Origin of the sequence: Methanocaldococcus jannaschii DSM 2661, assembly GCF_000091665.1 — an archaeon.
Taxonomy (GTDB): Archaea; AGJL01; Methanococci; order Methanococcales; family Methanocaldococcaceae; genus Methanocaldococcus; species Methanocaldococcus jannaschii.
This window is the reverse complement of record NC_000909.1, coordinates 645,972-660,564: the sequence shown is the minus strand read 5'-3', so window position 1 is coordinate 660,564 and position 14,593 is coordinate 645,972. Positions and strand designations below refer to the sequence as shown.

16 protein-coding genes are annotated in these 14,593 nt (G+C 32.6%); 10 read left to right on the top strand and 6 right to left on the bottom strand.

What is annotated here, in order from left to right; translation table 11 throughout:
- Positions 1-36: 36 nt before the first annotated feature.
- The 4 genes from MJ_RS03880 (at position 37) to MJ_RS03865 (ending at position 3,380) form a co-directional block, all read left to right on the top strand.
- Positions 37-933 carry a nickel-dependent hydrogenase large subunit gene (locus MJ_RS03880; RefSeq protein WP_010870232.1) on the top strand — a complete coding sequence of 299 codons (897 nt, stop codon included), beginning with the start codon at positions 37-39 and terminating at the stop codon, positions 931-933.
- A gap of 123 nt (positions 934-1,056) precedes the next feature.
- Positions 1,057-1,707 (top strand): NADH-quinone oxidoreductase subunit B family protein, encoded by a 651-nt coding sequence (locus MJ_RS03875; RefSeq protein WP_010870231.1) that lies wholly within the window; start codon positions 1,057-1,059, stop codon positions 1,705-1,707.
- 168 nt (positions 1,708-1,875) lie between these two features.
- Complete coding sequence (locus MJ_RS03870) at positions 1,876-2,661, top strand: Coenzyme F420 hydrogenase/dehydrogenase, beta subunit C-terminal domain (RefSeq protein ID WP_010870230.1); 786 nt, start codon at positions 1,876-1,878, stop codon at positions 2,659-2,661.
- Between the two features lie 98 nt (positions 2,662-2,759).
- A complete protein-coding gene (locus MJ_RS03865) occupies positions 2,760-3,380 on the top strand; it encodes an N-glycosylase/DNA lyase (protein ID WP_064496597.1) in 621 nt (206 codons plus the stop codon).
- 11 nt (positions 3,381-3,391) lie between these two features.
- Here MJ_RS03865 and ptr2 read toward each other — a convergent pair whose 3' ends face one another.
- Positions 3,392-3,814: an HTH-type transcriptional regulator Ptr2 gene (gene ptr2, locus MJ_RS03860; protein WP_064496594.1), complete on the bottom strand. Its 423-nt coding sequence runs from the start codon at positions 3,812-3,814 to the stop codon at positions 3,392-3,394.
- Positions 3,815-4,012: 198 nt separating this feature from the next.
- Here ptr2 and MJ_RS03855 point away from each other — a divergent pair, with 198 nt between their 5' ends.
- Positions 4,013-4,246 carry an ATP-binding protein gene (locus MJ_RS03855; RefSeq protein ID WP_010870227.1) on the top strand — a complete coding sequence of 78 codons (234 nt, stop codon included), beginning with the start codon at positions 4,013-4,015 and terminating at the stop codon, positions 4,244-4,246.
- Here MJ_RS03855 and MJ_RS03850 read toward each other — a convergent pair whose 3' ends face one another.
- Positions 4,247-5,443 carry an acetylornithine transaminase gene (locus tag MJ_RS03850; protein WP_010870226.1) on the bottom strand — a complete coding sequence of 399 codons (1,197 nt, stop codon included), beginning with the start codon at positions 5,441-5,443 and terminating at the stop codon, positions 4,247-4,249.
- Between the two features lie 194 nt (positions 5,444-5,637).
- On the opposite strand from MJ_RS03850, the gene leuB reads away from it, so the two are divergent.
- The 4 genes from leuB (at position 5,638) to MJ_RS03830 (ending at position 10,110) form a co-directional block, all read left to right on the top strand.
- Positions 5,638-6,639, top strand: coding sequence for a bifunctional 3-isopropylmalate/3-methylmalate dehydrogenase (gene leuB, locus MJ_RS03845; protein ID WP_010870225.1), 1,002 nt, complete (start codon positions 5,638-5,640; stop codon positions 6,637-6,639).
- A 91-nt stretch (positions 6,640-6,730) separates the two neighbouring features.
- Positions 6,731-8,497 carry a ribosome biogenesis/translation initiation ATPase RLI gene (locus tag MJ_RS03840; protein WP_064496592.1) on the top strand — a complete coding sequence of 589 codons (1,767 nt, stop codon included), beginning with the start codon at positions 6,731-6,733 and terminating at the stop codon, positions 8,495-8,497.
- A gap of 67 nt (positions 8,498-8,564) precedes the next feature.
- Positions 8,565-9,731 (top strand): chromate transporter, encoded by a 1,167-nt coding sequence (locus tag MJ_RS03835; protein WP_244409494.1) that lies wholly within the window; start codon positions 8,565-8,567, stop codon positions 9,729-9,731.
- Positions 9,732-9,750: 19 nt separating this feature from the next.
- A complete protein-coding gene (locus MJ_RS03830) occupies positions 9,751-10,110 on the top strand; it encodes a molybdenum cofactor biosynthesis protein MoaE (RefSeq protein ID WP_010870222.1) in 360 nt (119 codons plus the stop codon).
- On the opposite strand, the gene MJ_RS09700 is transcribed toward MJ_RS03830, so the two are convergent.
- From MJ_RS09700 to MJ_RS03815, 4 genes are all read right to left on the bottom strand, one after another.
- Positions 10,107-10,292, bottom strand: coding sequence for a V4R domain-containing protein (locus MJ_RS09700; RefSeq protein WP_280109659.1), 186 nt, complete (start codon positions 10,290-10,292; stop codon positions 10,107-10,109). The two genes, MJ_RS03830 and MJ_RS09700, sit on opposite strands and share 4 nt — an antisense overlap.
- On the bottom strand, positions 10,293-10,553 hold the full coding sequence (locus MJ_RS09695) for a hypothetical protein (protein ID WP_244409492.1): 261 nt from the start codon (positions 10,551-10,553) through the stop codon (positions 10,293-10,295).
- 71 nt (positions 10,554-10,624) lie between these two features.
- The gene (locus tag MJ_RS03820; protein WP_010870221.1) at positions 10,625-11,641 is read right to left on the bottom strand and encodes a H(2)-dependent methylenetetrahydromethanopterin dehydrogenase-related protein; all 1,017 of its coding nucleotides are present in this window, start codon (positions 11,639-11,641) and stop codon (positions 10,625-10,627) included.
- A gap of 41 nt (positions 11,642-11,682) precedes the next feature.
- Positions 11,683-12,027 (bottom strand): roadblock/LC7 domain-containing protein, encoded by a 345-nt coding sequence (locus MJ_RS03815; protein WP_064496590.1) that lies wholly within the window; start codon positions 12,025-12,027, stop codon positions 11,683-11,685.
- 185 nt (positions 12,028-12,212) lie between these two features.
- Between MJ_RS03815 and hypF the strand changes: the two genes are divergently transcribed.
- On the top strand, positions 12,213-14,486 hold the full coding sequence (hypF, locus tag MJ_RS03810) for a carbamoyltransferase HypF (protein WP_064496588.1): 2,274 nt from the start codon (positions 12,213-12,215) through the stop codon (positions 14,484-14,486).
- The last annotated feature ends 107 nt before the right edge of the window (positions 14,487-14,593 follow it).

The window sequence follows — 14,593 nt, the reverse complement described above, 5'->3', positions numbered from 1 at the left end:
TTTTAAACTTTTAAAACATTTTAAAAAGGTGGAATTATGAAAATTAGAGGGTTTGAAAGCTCAATGATGGGGAAAGATATAGATTTTATTCCCCCAGCTATGACAAGGTTATGCTGTTTAAATGAAATCTCCCATGCTTTAGCAGGAGTTATGGCTGTTGAGAAAGCTTATAACATAACAGTTCCAAATGAAGGGCAGTATTTGAGGGAGATTGCAAGATTGGGGGAGATTGTTGAAGTAGATGCAATTAAGTTGAGAGAATTTAAAAATACAGATGATTTAGCAGATATTGGAAACAAAATAAAATCTGTGTTAGGAAAAAAGGCTAAATATTTGGCTGTTGGTGGAGTTTTAGAAAATATAAGTGATAAAAGAAAAGAAAAATTAATTAATTTGGCAAAAGAGGGATTAAACTTAGTTGATAAAGATTTTGTTAAGTTAGTTGATGAGAGAAAGGCAAAGATTCCATTGCCAGATGTTGAGTTGATTGATGCTTATAACTTTGATGCTAATAAAGTGGAAACAAACGGCTTACCAAAAACAGCCCTTTATGATGGAAAGGTAGTTTATAGTGGGTCTTTGGCAAGAATGTATAAGGAGGGCTTAATAAATTCAAAAAACTTATGGGATGTGTTATCTTCAAGAATGATTGAGATAGAATTCTGCTTAAATAAAATTATAGAACTCTTAAACAAATTAAAATTAACACACCCATACATGGAGCCAATTATAAAAGATGGAAAGGCAATTGGGGAGGCTGTTATAGAAGGAGGAGAGGGAATCGTTTATCACAAAGTTGAGTTACTTGGAAGAGAGATTTTGGATTACACAATATTAACAAGTGAGAACTTCAACAAAGCAGTTTTGGATAGTGTAGATAATGATGAAGCAAAAAGAATCATTCAGCTCTGTGAAAGATGCTACTATTTATAAGCTAATTAGATAACTACGAAAATAGGGGATAATTTGAACTAATGGACATTAATTAGGGTTGAAAGCCCTAACTTAATGGACACGTTTTGGTCAAGCTTTTACTAAAAGGTTGAGGGTGATTTTATGACCGGATGCGGTTCTTGTGGTAAGATTATCAAAAACATTGAAAAGAAGTATTATAACCAATTAAAAGAAAAGGACATTGTTTTGGTTGGAGGAGCTGTTAATTTGGATGATGAGGAAGAAGTTAAAAAAATAATGGAAATTAGAAAAAACTCAAAAGTATTGATAGCAGTTGGTAGCTGTGCTGTAAGTGGGGGTTTCCAAAGAATGCTTATTGGTTTAGAGAATGGCTTCCCACAAAGATTTGTTAGAATAGGAGATGTTGTTAAGGTAGATTATGCAATAATTGGCTGCCCACCAGATGAAGAAGAGGTTGAAAGAATAGTTAAGGCAGTTATTGAAAAAGACAAGGAAATCGTTGATTCATACTTAATACTAAAACCTTATGAAGTTATTGCTGGAAAACCAATTATTGATGCCTATATGAAAGTTAATGACGTTTTATTAACTTCAAATAAAGAGTTATGTTTAGGATGTGATGATAAGCCAATAAATGATGAGTTCTGTACTGGTTGTGGAACATGCGTTGCTAAGTGTCCAGCAAACGCTTTAACAATTGATGAAAAGCCAAAGGTCAATATAAGCAAGTGTATTAAATGCGGAACTTGCTTCTTCAACTGTATAAGGGTAAAGGAAGCATTATTGCCGTAAATTTAAAATTCTAAGAGGCATTGCCGAGCGTAGCGAGGCAATGCATCCGTGGTATCCCAATAGGAGGTATCCTCCTATGGTGTAGGAACTTGCTTCTTCAACTGTATAAGGGTAAAAGAAGCTTTATAATTAATTTTTGCATAATTTAAAAGTTTGAGGTGATGTATAATGAAATATCTTTCAGCAAAATCAAAACTAAATATTGATGCCCAAGATGGTGGATTTACAACAACATTGTTAAGTTACTGCTTAGAAAATGGTATATTGGATGCAGTAGTGGTTGTTGGAGATAAGAATTGGAAGCCAGTAGCTTACTTAGCTACTACACCAACTGAATTACTAAAATCAACAAAAAGCAAATACTCAATATCACCAAACAACAAGTTGTTGGAGTATGCAACAGAAAACTATGATAAAGTTGGATTGGTTGGTTTGCCTTGCCATATATTGGGAGGATTGCAGTTTGATTTAACTTTAAAGGTTGGTTTATTCTGCACTAAAAACTTCTACTATGATACAATAAAAAGCATTATAAAGGAGAGATTTGGAGTTAATATTGATGAAGTAGCTAAAATGAACATTACAAAAGGAAAATTTGTCGTTGAAACACTGAAGAAAAAAGGCTTTGCTGGAACTGAAAAAGTTGTTTATGAAATTCCAATAAAAGAGATTGAAAAACTCTGCAACTTAGGATGTAGGGTTTGCACTGACTTCTCAGCTAAATACGCAGATGTATCAGTTGGAAGTGTTGGAAGTGAAGATGGCTGGAACACAGTAATTGTTAGAAACAAGATGGTTGAGGACATAATAAATGAGATGGCTGAGAAGGGATTAATTGAAGTTAAAGAAACAGTTGATATTAAAGCAATTGAAAAATTGGAAAACATTAAGAAGAAAAACGAAGAGATTAACAAATGCTCTGCATACTTTGCTGTGTGTCCAGCTCTGTTTTAAAATATAATGCTTTTTTATTTTTGAAATCTAACCGTAAGAGATATGAATTTAGTTTTTAATAAAATTTTTCTGTTTTTTATAACTTTAGTGGTGATATGATGCTAATTAAAAAGATTGAAGAATTAAAAAACTCAGAAATTAAAGATATTATTGACAAAAGAATCCAGGAATTTAAATCTTTTAAAAATAAATCTAATGAGGAGTGGTTTAAAGAGCTGTGTTTTTGCATCTTAACAGCTAATTTTACAGCTGAAGGAGGAATAAGAATTCAGAAAGAAATAGGAGATGGGTTTTTAACACTCCCAAGAGAAGAGTTAGAAGAGAAATTAAAAAATTTAGGTCACAGATTCTATAGAAAGAGAGCAGAGTATATTGTTTTAGCAAGGAGATTTAAAAACATTAAAGATATTGTTGAGAGTTTTGAAAACGAGAAAGTAGCAAGAGAGTTTTTAGTAAGAAACATAAAGGGGATTGGATATAAAGAGGCGAGCCACTTTTTGAGGAATGTTGGTTATGATGATGTTGCTATAATAGATAGGCATATATTGAGGGAACTCTATGAAAACAACTACATTGATGAGATTCCAAAGACATTGAGTAGGAGAAAATACTTAGAGATTGAAAATATATTGAGAGACATTGGAGAAGAGGTTAATTTAAAACTCTCTGAATTGGATTTGTATATCTGGTATTTAAGGACAGGAAAAGTTTTAAAATAAAAACAATAAGTTTATTTCATTTGCTCTAAAATAATTGCTGGGCAAATCTTTTTTATTCCTTCAATCTTTCCAATTTTGTTAAATATTAAGTCAGAGAACTCTTTTCCATCTTTAGCCCAGATTTCTGTCATAATCATGTGGTCTCCTGTTGATGTAAATACCTTCTTAACTTCTGGAAACTTACAGAGTTCCTTTGCAACATTTAAAAATTTATCAGGCTCTGTATCAAATCCTGTTAAGGCAACGACATTATAACCAATCTTTGATGGATCTATTATTGCAGTATAGCCCTTAATAACTCCTTCCTCTTCCAATTTTTTGACCCTCTTTCTTATGGAGCTTTCACTTGTTCCTAACTCCCTTGCTATATCTGTGTATGATTTTCTTCCATCTCTCATAAGAATTTCGATAATTTTTAGGTCTTTTTCGTCCATAATATCACCGAATTTCGGATGATTAATAATATTAATATAACCTAACAATTATAGTTCATTGCAAAATATAAGGTATAAAAAGGAATTATAATGAACGCCTTCTATAAGAAGGCGTTCAATTTTCATATTTAATTTTAATCATTTTGCAATGAACTATATGTATTTAGTTGAAATATATAAAAATTTTGGAGGAAGAAAATGGCGGTTGAGATAATTGTAGATAGGGAGAAATGCATTGGATGTGGAAGATGTTATGATGTATGTCCAAAAGGGCCGTTAATATGGACAAAAGATGAAAACGGAAAATACTATGCCTATGATGTAGAATACTGCCACAACTGTAAGTTTTGTGCTGGTAGATGCCCTACAAATGCAATATTAATTAAAGTGGTTAAACCAAAAAAGAAAGATGAAAATAAAAATAAAAAGTAATTATTTTTTTATCTCAGTAAATACTTCATCCAATGCATTAATTAAAGCATCTATATGCTCTTTCTCTACAATTAATGGAGGTAAAAATCTTAAAACTGTGTCAGAAGTACAGTTGATTAAAAATCCTTTCTCAAGCATTTTCTTAACAATATCAGCTCCATTAAATTCAAGCTCTGCTCCAATCATTAATCCTAATCCCCTAACCTCTTTTATGAAGTTGTATTTCTCTATAAGGTTTTCGAGTTTTCGAATGAAATATTTACCTTTCTCTATAACTTTATCATCTTTAATCAATTCCTCTATAACTTCAACTGACGCCAAAGCGGCAGAGCAAGCCAATGGATTTCCTCCAAACGTTGTTCCATGGTCTCCATAACTCAATGCCTTTGCAATCTCTTCCTTTAAAACAACAGCTCCTATTGGGACCCCCCCTCCAAGGGCTTTTGCCAATGTTAAAATATCTGGCTCAACACCATAATGCTCAAAGGCAAACATCCTTCCAGTTCTCCCCATTCCACACTGCACTTCATCAAAGATTAAGACGATATTTTTATCATCACATAAATCCCTAACGGCCTTTAAATAATCTTTATCAGCTACATGAATTCCTCCTTCTCCCTGAACAGGCTCAATCATTATAGCAGCGGTTTTGTCTGTTATAGCCTCCTTTAACGCCTCTATATCGTTGAATGGAACATACTTAAATCCAGGAGGTAGAGGATAAAACCCATCCTGATACTTTGGTTTTGGTGTTGCTGCCAGTGTTGTTAAAGTTCTACCATGAAATGCGTTATACATGCTGATTATTTCTCCTCCTTCTCTTCCTAATACTTTTGATACATACTTCCTTGCAAACTTTATAGCTCCTTCGTTAGCTTCAGCTCCACTGTTGCAGAAAAATGCTCTATCCAAACCACTTAGCTCAACTAACTTTTTAGCTAATTTTATTTGAGGGATTGTGTAATATATGTTGGAGGTATGGATTAAAGTTTCAGCCTGTTTTTTTATTGCTTCAACAACCTTTGGATGACAATGCCCTACATTATTAACTCCAATTCCAGCTAAGAAATCAAGATATTTCTTTCCATCAATATCATAAACTTCCATTCCTTTACCTTCAACTAAAACAACTGGTAATCTTCCGTAGATTTGGAGATGGTATTTTTTCTCTAAATCTATCCAATTCTCTTGGCTCATTTAATCACCAAAATGATTTTAAAATTAAAAATAAAACTTTTAAGGGAAGTAATGCATTATAAGTATTTATATTTTGTGTTGTTTTTTGTTGAGTATTTTAATCATTTTTGATATGGTTTAAGTCACCAACAAAACATTTTTATGTGAAAGTATTTTTATTAATATTGCTATAATTAATCTTTTTGGTGATAAGTATGCATAAAATATGTGTTATAGAAGGAGATGGAATTGGTAAAGAGGTTGTTCCAGCAACAATTCAAGTTTTAGAAGCTACTGGTTTGCCATTTGAGTTTGTCTATGCTGAGGCAGGGGATGAGGTTTATAAAAGAACTGGTAAGGCATTACCAGAAGAAACAATTGAAACTGCCTTAGACTGTGATGCTGTTTTATTTGGAGCGGCTGGAGAAACAGCGGCAGATGTTATTGTTAAATTGAGGCATATATTGGATACTTATGCAAACATTAGACCAGTTAAAGCATACAAAGGAGTTAAGTGCCTAAGGCCAGATATTGATTACGTTATAGTTAGGGAAAACACTGAAGGGCTTTATAAAGGAATAGAGGCAGAGATTGATGAAGGAATTACAATAGCTACAAGAGTTATAACAGAAAAAGCATGTGAGAGAATATTTAGATTTGCTTTTAACTTAGCAAGGGAAAGAAAGAAGATGGGCAAAGAAGGAAAGGTTACATGTGCTCACAAAGCAAATGTCTTAAAATTAACTGATGGGTTATTTAAAAAGATATTTTATAAAGTTGCAGAGGAATATGACGATATAAAAGCAGAAGATTATTACATAGATGCAATGAATATGTATATCATAACAAAACCGCAAGTATTTGATGTTGTAGTTACTTCCAACTTATTTGGAGATATTTTATCAGATGGAGCTGCTGGAACTGTTGGGGGATTAGGTTTAGCTCCTTCAGCGAATATAGGAGATGAACATGGATTATTTGAGCCGGTTCATGGTTCAGCTCCAGATATTGCTGGAAAAAAGATAGCTAATCCAACAGCTACAATATTAAGTGCTGTTTTAATGCTTAGATACTTAGGAGAGTATGAAGCTGCAGATAAAGTTGAAAAAGCATTGGAGGAAGTTTTAGCTTTAGGTTTAACAACACCTGACTTAGGAGGTAATTTAAATACATTTGAAATGGCTGAAGAAGTAGCTAAAAGAGTAAGAGAAGAATAAATTAATCTATTTTTCTTTAGAAAGCTTTTCTATTCTTTTATTTTAAAAATTTAAAATGAAATTAGGTTTTTATTTATTAGGAGGTGATTTTATGAGATTGGCCATCATTGATTATGATAGATGTCAGCCAAAGAAATGTTCTATGGAATGTATGAAATACTGTCCAGGAGTTAGAATGGGAGAAAAGACAATAGAGATTGATGAAAACACAGGAAAGCCAGTAATATCAGAAGTTTTATGTTCTGGCTGTGGAATATGTGTTAAGAGATGTCCATTTAAGGCAATATCAATTATTGGATTGCCTGAAGAGCTGAGTGAGGATAAGATAGTTCATTCCTATGGGCAGAATAGATTTAAGTTATTTGGTTTGGTTATCCCAAGAGATGGGGTTGTAGGGATTATTGGGCAGAATGGGATTGGTAAATCCACTGTCTTAAGAATTTTAGCTGGAGAGTTAATTCCTAATTTAGGAAAACATGATAAAGAGCCAAACTATGACGATGTTATAAAATACTTTAGAGGGACTGAACTGCAAGAATACTTTGAAAAATTAAAAAATAAAGGAGTAAAGGCTATCCATAAAGTTCAGTATGTTGATATACTACCAAAGGTTGTTAAAGGAAAGGTTGGAGATTTATTAAAGAAAGTTGATGAAAAGGGCAAATTTGATGAGGTTGTTGAGAAGTTAGAGCTAAAGAATATCTTAGATAGAGAGTTAAGCCAGTTATCTGGAGGAGAGCTGCAGAGAGTAGCTATTGCTGCAGCATATTTAAGAAATGGAGATATATACTTCTTTGACGAACCATCTTCATGGTTAGATATTAGGCAGAGGTTTAATGCCGCAAGATTAATTAGAGAATTAAATAAAGTTGTTGTAGTTGAACACGATTTAATTGTTTTGGATTACTTATCTGATTATATCCATATTATGTATGGGGTTCCATCAGCTTATGGTATTGTCTCAATGCCAAAGAGTGTTAGAGTGGGAATTAATGAATATCTCTATGGGGAGTTGAGGGAAGAGAATATAAGATTTAGAAAAGAGCCAATTATATTTGAGAAGAGGGCAGTTATTGACTTTAAAAATAGGCCAATTTTGTTGAGCTATTCCTCAATGAAAAAGACTTTGGGAGATTTTAAATTAGAGGTTAGTGGAGGAACTATTTACAAAGGAGAGGTTATTGGTATTTTAGGGCCTAATGGTATTGGAAAAACAACATTTGTTAAGTTATTGGCTGGAGTAATTAAGCCAGATGAAGGAGAGGTTATCAAAGAAGGAGATATAAAAGTTTCATACAAACCTCAATATATTACTCCAGATTATGATGGAACAGTTGAAGATTTATTGAGTTCAATAACCAATATACACACTTCCTACTACAAATCAGAGATAATTAATCCTTTACAGTTAGAGAAGCTATTGGATAGGGAAGTTAGAGAGTTGTCAGGTGGAGAGTTGCAGAGGGTTGCTATTGCTGCCTGCTTAAGTAGAGACGCTGATATCTATTTATTGGATGAGCCATCTGCATTTTTAGATGTTGAGCAGAGATTGAGAGTTTCAAAAGTAATAAGAAGAATTGCAGATGAAAAAGAGGCTGGAATGTTTGTTGTTGACCACGACATACTATTCCAAGACTACATTTCAGATAGATTTATTGTATTCAGTGGAGAGCCAGGGAAGTTTGGAGTTGGTAGTAGTCCAATGAATAAGAGAGATGGAGCTAACAAATTCTTAAAAGAAATGCAAATTACATTTAGAAGAGACCCAGAGACAGGAAGGCCAAGAGCTAATAAAGAAGGAAGTCAAAGAGATATTATGCAGAAGGAAAAAGGAGAGTATTATTATGTTGATGAATAACTAAGAGGCATCATCGAGCGAAGCGATGATGATGCATCCAATGAATAAAACTAATAAAAGGGATAAAATGGAAAAAAGGAATAATCCTTCTGCTTTAAATATTTTTATGTCTTTTTTAAAACTTGGGATGGTAGCATTTGGGGGACCAACAGCAATTGCCTATGTCAGAGAAATGGTAGTAGATGAGAAAAAATGGATGGATGAAAAAAGTTTTAATAATGGAGTTGCTTTAGCTCAAATAATTCCTGGAGCTTCTGTGATGCAAGTAGCGGCTTATGTTGGGTTTTATCTTAGAGGGATTGTAGGAGCTTTTGCTGCTTTTATGGCTTATGCATTGCCTGCGTTTTTAATCATGTTATTTTTAACAATTATATATATGCATGTTAAATCTTTGCCAAAAACTGTTTCAATTTTTGAGGCTTTAAGAATTATTGTGGTATCATTAGCTGCTAATGGAACACTAAACTTTAGTAAAAAAAATATTAGAACTATCGGGGATGTTTTTTTACTTTTAATATCGGCATTATTATTTATTTTAAAATTTAGTCCGTTTATTGTTATCTTTGTATCGATATTTATTGGATTTTTAATGTATAGGCGTGATATTACAAAACTTTCATTAAAGATAGATATACCAAGAGAAAAGTTAAGAATATATAAATATGTGGCTTATCTGTTATTTGGAGTGTTTTTATTTAATTTAATTCTTTATATGATTGATTCAAAATTATTCCTACTTTCAACACTTATGATGAAAGTTGATGTTTTTGCTTTTGGTGGGGGATATGGGTCAGTTCCCTTTATGTTGCATGAGGTTGTAGATAAATACAATCTAATGGATGCTAAAACCTTTATGGATGGAATTGCATTAGGGCAAATAACGCCAGGACCCATAGTAATAACTGCCACATTTGTAGGATATATTGTTGGAGGTTTTATTGGAAGTATTATTTCTACTATAAGCGTTTTTACACCTTCGTTCATAATATTGTTATCTTCAATTCCAATATTTGACAGTTTAAAACATAATACCATTTTCAAGAATATTTTACATATGATATTAGTATCATTCGTTGGCTTGCTGGTAGCAGTAACTATAAGATTTGCACTCTTAGTTGATTGGTCAATACAGGCATTAATAATATTTATTGTATCATTTCTATTGTTGTATAAAAAATATAATATGTTATTAGTTGTATTACTAAGCTTAGTTTTGGGATATTTAATATTATAAAACATTTTTAGGTGAGAAAATGATTTTTAACGAGTATGAAGAGTTTTGCAAAAAGATGGATGAATGTATTGAAAAATACAAAGGGAAATTTGGATGTATTGTAACTTTCAATGGATTTGTTAGGGAGTATGATTTAAAAGATGGAGAAAAAGTTCCATCAAAAGGAATGAAGATAGATGAAGACATCTTAGAAAAGTTGAAGTTAGTTATTGAGGAGGCAAAAAATAAGTTTGATGTTATTGATATCTTATTTTACCACAACACTGGATTTTTAAGTATTGGGGAGAGGATTGCTTCAATAGCCGTTTTTGCAAGACATAGAAAAGAGGGTTTTGAAGCTTTAGAATATATAATAAATGAGATGAAAAAATATCATTAAAGGACTTTTACCTCAAACTGACAGAAATCATGCCCCAAACCTGCACAGTGAGTTTCTTTCACTCTAACTCTCTTGTTTAATATTTTTTCTAAGCATCCAGCAATAAAGCCTCCTTCAAACCAACATAATGTCTCTCCAACCTCAGGAAGTCCAGAACAAGAGATACATTCATAAACCCTAATTTACAATGGCTCTTTATTAACTATCTCCACCTTTCCAATTTTATATTCCTCACAAAACTTAACTACATCTTCAACAGTTTTTGGATTTAATGCCAGTCCAAGCTCTCTTCCACATTCGTAAATAACTCCATGAGCCCCTCTTCCTAAATATCTTTCCAAATCCATAAATCTTATTAATCTAAAAACAGTTACGTCAATATTTCTTCCTAATGTATCTCTTTTTTGATTTGATAACTCTTCAATGGTGAATTTTAATGCCATAATATCACCTATATTGTAAAATTCCAAAATAATAATTTCGAATATTCAGTATAAGTATTACTTTATTATGATTATTTGAATAATTTATTTGAACTTCTTCTAATCATCCCCTCAACAGCACTCTTTCCAATTAATGATACTGCCTCTTTTATTAGCGCCTGTGGAGCTACTAAATAGGTCTGGCTGATATCTTTCTCTCCAATAGTTGATTTATCAAACTCTTCAATAATCTTTAAAGCTAAATTTAAATCCTCCTGTCTTTCATCAATTAACATGTTCTTTGCAGATGAAAGTAAAGCGTCTTTGTTAAATACTTTCATTAATCCCTCCATTCCAGAAGTTTCAATAATTGAAGCAATTGTTTGTAAAGATATCAATATTTGCTTTTCTATCATATCCTTTGGAGCGTTGATAATCTGCGTTCCAACCCTATAATAATCCAAAACTCCAACTAAGGCAACTGCAGTGACTAAAGCCCCCATATCCGCAACTGCAGGAACAACATCTGCAGGAGTTACATAAGGAATCTTTCCAACGCTTTTTACCAATTCAACTAATTTATTTATCTGATCTTCTGTTGCATACTCTTTTCCTTCCAAAGCTTTTCCTGCAATTGTGTAATATTTTTGAGAAGGAGTTCCAGGAACTCCTGTTGGGTGCATTGAGCTAATACCAACATCTCTCCTCTTTAATCTTAAAATTCCCTCCAACGACCTATACAAAACAGGAGTTGGGATAGTACAAGTGTTACAAATAATTGCATTCTCTGGAACATGTTCAATAATTGTATTTGCAATGTTTAATGTTATTCTTCCGAATGGTGTAAATAAAACATGAATTTCCCCATGCTTTGCAGCTTCGATATCATCACTAACAACCTTAACTCCAGCATCCTCAACCTTCTTCCATAAATCATCACTCATAACATCCCTATTTGGTTCAGATAAAACAACATCATGTCCTGCCTTAGCAAATTCAATAGCCATTCCAGCTCCTCCATAAGGTGGCTCCCCACCAAACTTTTCTGGAACTTTCAACTGTTCTAAATAAAGCCTCTGATTCCCAGCTCCATATATTGATATTTTCATTCCAAATCCCTCATTGTAAATTTTGAAGGATTAGAATTTATTTAAAACATTGCTTTTATCTTATCTGCCGCTCTTTTCATTGTTATTCTAATTAAACCCAAATTAACTTTTGCGTCAGTTAAGACTACTAAAATTCCCTCTCCTGCATCGACCATTAATGTTTTCCCATGCTCTCCTTCAATCATTGTTTGTTCTAAACCACTTAACCCAATCTCGGAAGAGGTTCTCTCAGCAGCCCCAAATGCTGCTGAAGCCATAGCCCCAACTAATTCAGCATCTACATTTCCTGGCAATTGAGAGGCTATAACTAACCCATCCTTCCCAACAACCATTGAACCTTTAACTCCATCGGTTCTATTTAGCTCTAATAAAACTCTGTCAATCATACTCTCCACCAAAATTTTTTACGTTTAATTATGTTTGAATTTGTTTTATATAAACTTTATCATAAAATTTAATATGTATATTAAAAATTTTAATAATATCAATTAGATTTTCAAAACTACATATTAAAAAATTAAATAATAATCAAATTTAAAATTAAATGGAGATATTATTTTTTGGTGTTAAAATGAAGGTAAGAATTAAAGTTAAAGGTATAGTTCAAGGTGTAGGGTTTAGACCTTTTGTTTATAGAATAGCTAAAAAAAATAATTTAAAGGGCTATGTAAAAAACATGGGGAATTATGTGGAAATTCTTATTGAAGGAAAAAAAGAGGATATAAGAAATTTTATCAATGATTTAAAAAATAAGAAACCGCCATTGTCAAGAATTGATAAATTGGATATTGAGGAAATTAAAGGAATTGAAGAATTTGATGACTTCTATATTATAAAGAGTGAAAACGCTAAAGATGAGGAAGAAGGCACTATACCAGCTGATGTAGCAATATGTGACGACTGCTTAAAAGAAATGCTTGATAAAAATGATAGGAGATACAGATACCCATTTATTGCATGCACAAATTGTGGGCCGAGATTTACAATAGTTGAAAAACTTCCCTATGATAGAGAAAATACATCAATGAGAGATTTTCCTTTATGTGAAAAGTGCTTGGAGGAATATAAAAATCCTTTAGATAGGAGATTTCATGCTCAAGCCACTTGTTGCCCAATTTGCGGTCCTAAGGTATTTTTGAGTGATGGAAAAGAGATTATAGCTGAAAAAGATGAAGCAATTAGAGAAACAGTTAAATTATTGGAAGAGGGTCATATATTAGCTATAAAAGGAATTGGAGGGACTCACTTAGCTTGTAAAGTAGGAGAGGATGATGTAGTTTTAGAATTAAGGAAGAGATTGGGAAGACCAACTCAACCATTTGCAGTAATGAGTAAAATAGAATATACAGAGCTGTTTGCTGAATTTGACGAAGATGAAAAAAATGCTTTGTTATCTTTAAGAAGACCAATAGTTGTTTTAAAAAAGAGCCAAGATTATGATAAATATTTTTCAAAGTATGTTTCTAATTTAGACACTATTGGAGTTATGTTTCCATACAGTGGGTTGCATTATCTCTTATTTGATAAAGAGATTGCTTATGTTATGACCTCTGCTAATCTGCCAGGATTACCAATGGTTAAGGATAATGATGAGATATTAAAAAAACTTAACGGTATTGCTGACTACTTCTTATTGCATAATAGAAGGATAGTGAATAGATGTGATGACAGTGTTGTTAAAAAGGTAGCTGATAGATTAGTTTTTTTAAGGAGGTCAAGGGGATTTGCTCCAGAGCCTGTAAAGGTTAATATAAACAATAATAAAAATATCCTATGTGTTGGGGCTGAGCTAAACTCAACCGCTTGTATTGTAAAGAGAGATAAGTTTTATCTAACCCAGTATATAGGAAATACCTCAAAGTATGAGACATTCTGCTATCTAAGAGATGCGATAAACAACATTTTAAGATTAACAAACACAAATAAAATTGATGCTATTGTTTGTGACTTGCATCCTCAGTTTAATTCAACAAAATTAGCTGAGGAATTATCAGAAAAATTTGGGGCTGAGATTTTTAGAGTTCAGCATCATTTTGCACATGCTTATAGCTTATTAGGGGACAACAACTATTTCGATGATGCAATAATTTTGTCGTTGGATGGGGTAGGTTATGGATTGGATGGGAATATTTGGGGAGGGGAGGTTTTGTTATTTAAAGATGGCAAGATGGAGAGAGTAGGGCATTTGGAGGAACAGTATCAGTTAGGAGGGGACTTAGCAACTAAGTATCCTTTGAGGATGCTACTTTCTATATTATATAAAGCCATTGGTGAGGAGGCATTTGATTTTATAAAAAGATATAATTTCTTCTCAGAAAAAGAACTTAGATTATTAAAATTCCAACTTGAGAAAAAACTTAACTGTCCAATAACTACATCCACTGGTAGAGTTTTAGATGCTGTTTCAGCTTTATTAGGAATTTGCTTTGAAAAAACTTACGATGGAGAGCCGAGTATAAGATTAGAGCCAGTGGCAAATAGGTTTAAAGGAGATATTAATATAGAGCCAAAAATAAAAAATAACATCTTAAATACTACAGAACTTATTTACAAATCTTATGAGATGCTATTAAATAACGAAAATAAAGAAAAAATAGCACATTTTGCCCATATTTATATAGCAGATGGATTATTTGAGATTGCTAAGAAAATATCGAATAAATTTGGAATAAATACTATAGGCATTACTGGAGGAGTCTCATATAACAAAATAATAACTGAAAGAATTATGAATAATGCAAAAAGGGAGGGTTTTAATTTTATTTATCATCAAAGAGTTCCTAATGGAGATGGGGGAATTAGTTTTGGGCAAGGTGTTGCCTATATCTTAAAAAATGGATATTAATTGGGGCTGAAAGCCCCAACTTAATGGATAACGGGTATCCCAATAGGCAGAGCCCTATGGGGCGGGATTAGTTTTGGACAAGGAATAGCTTATATTTTAAAAGAGGG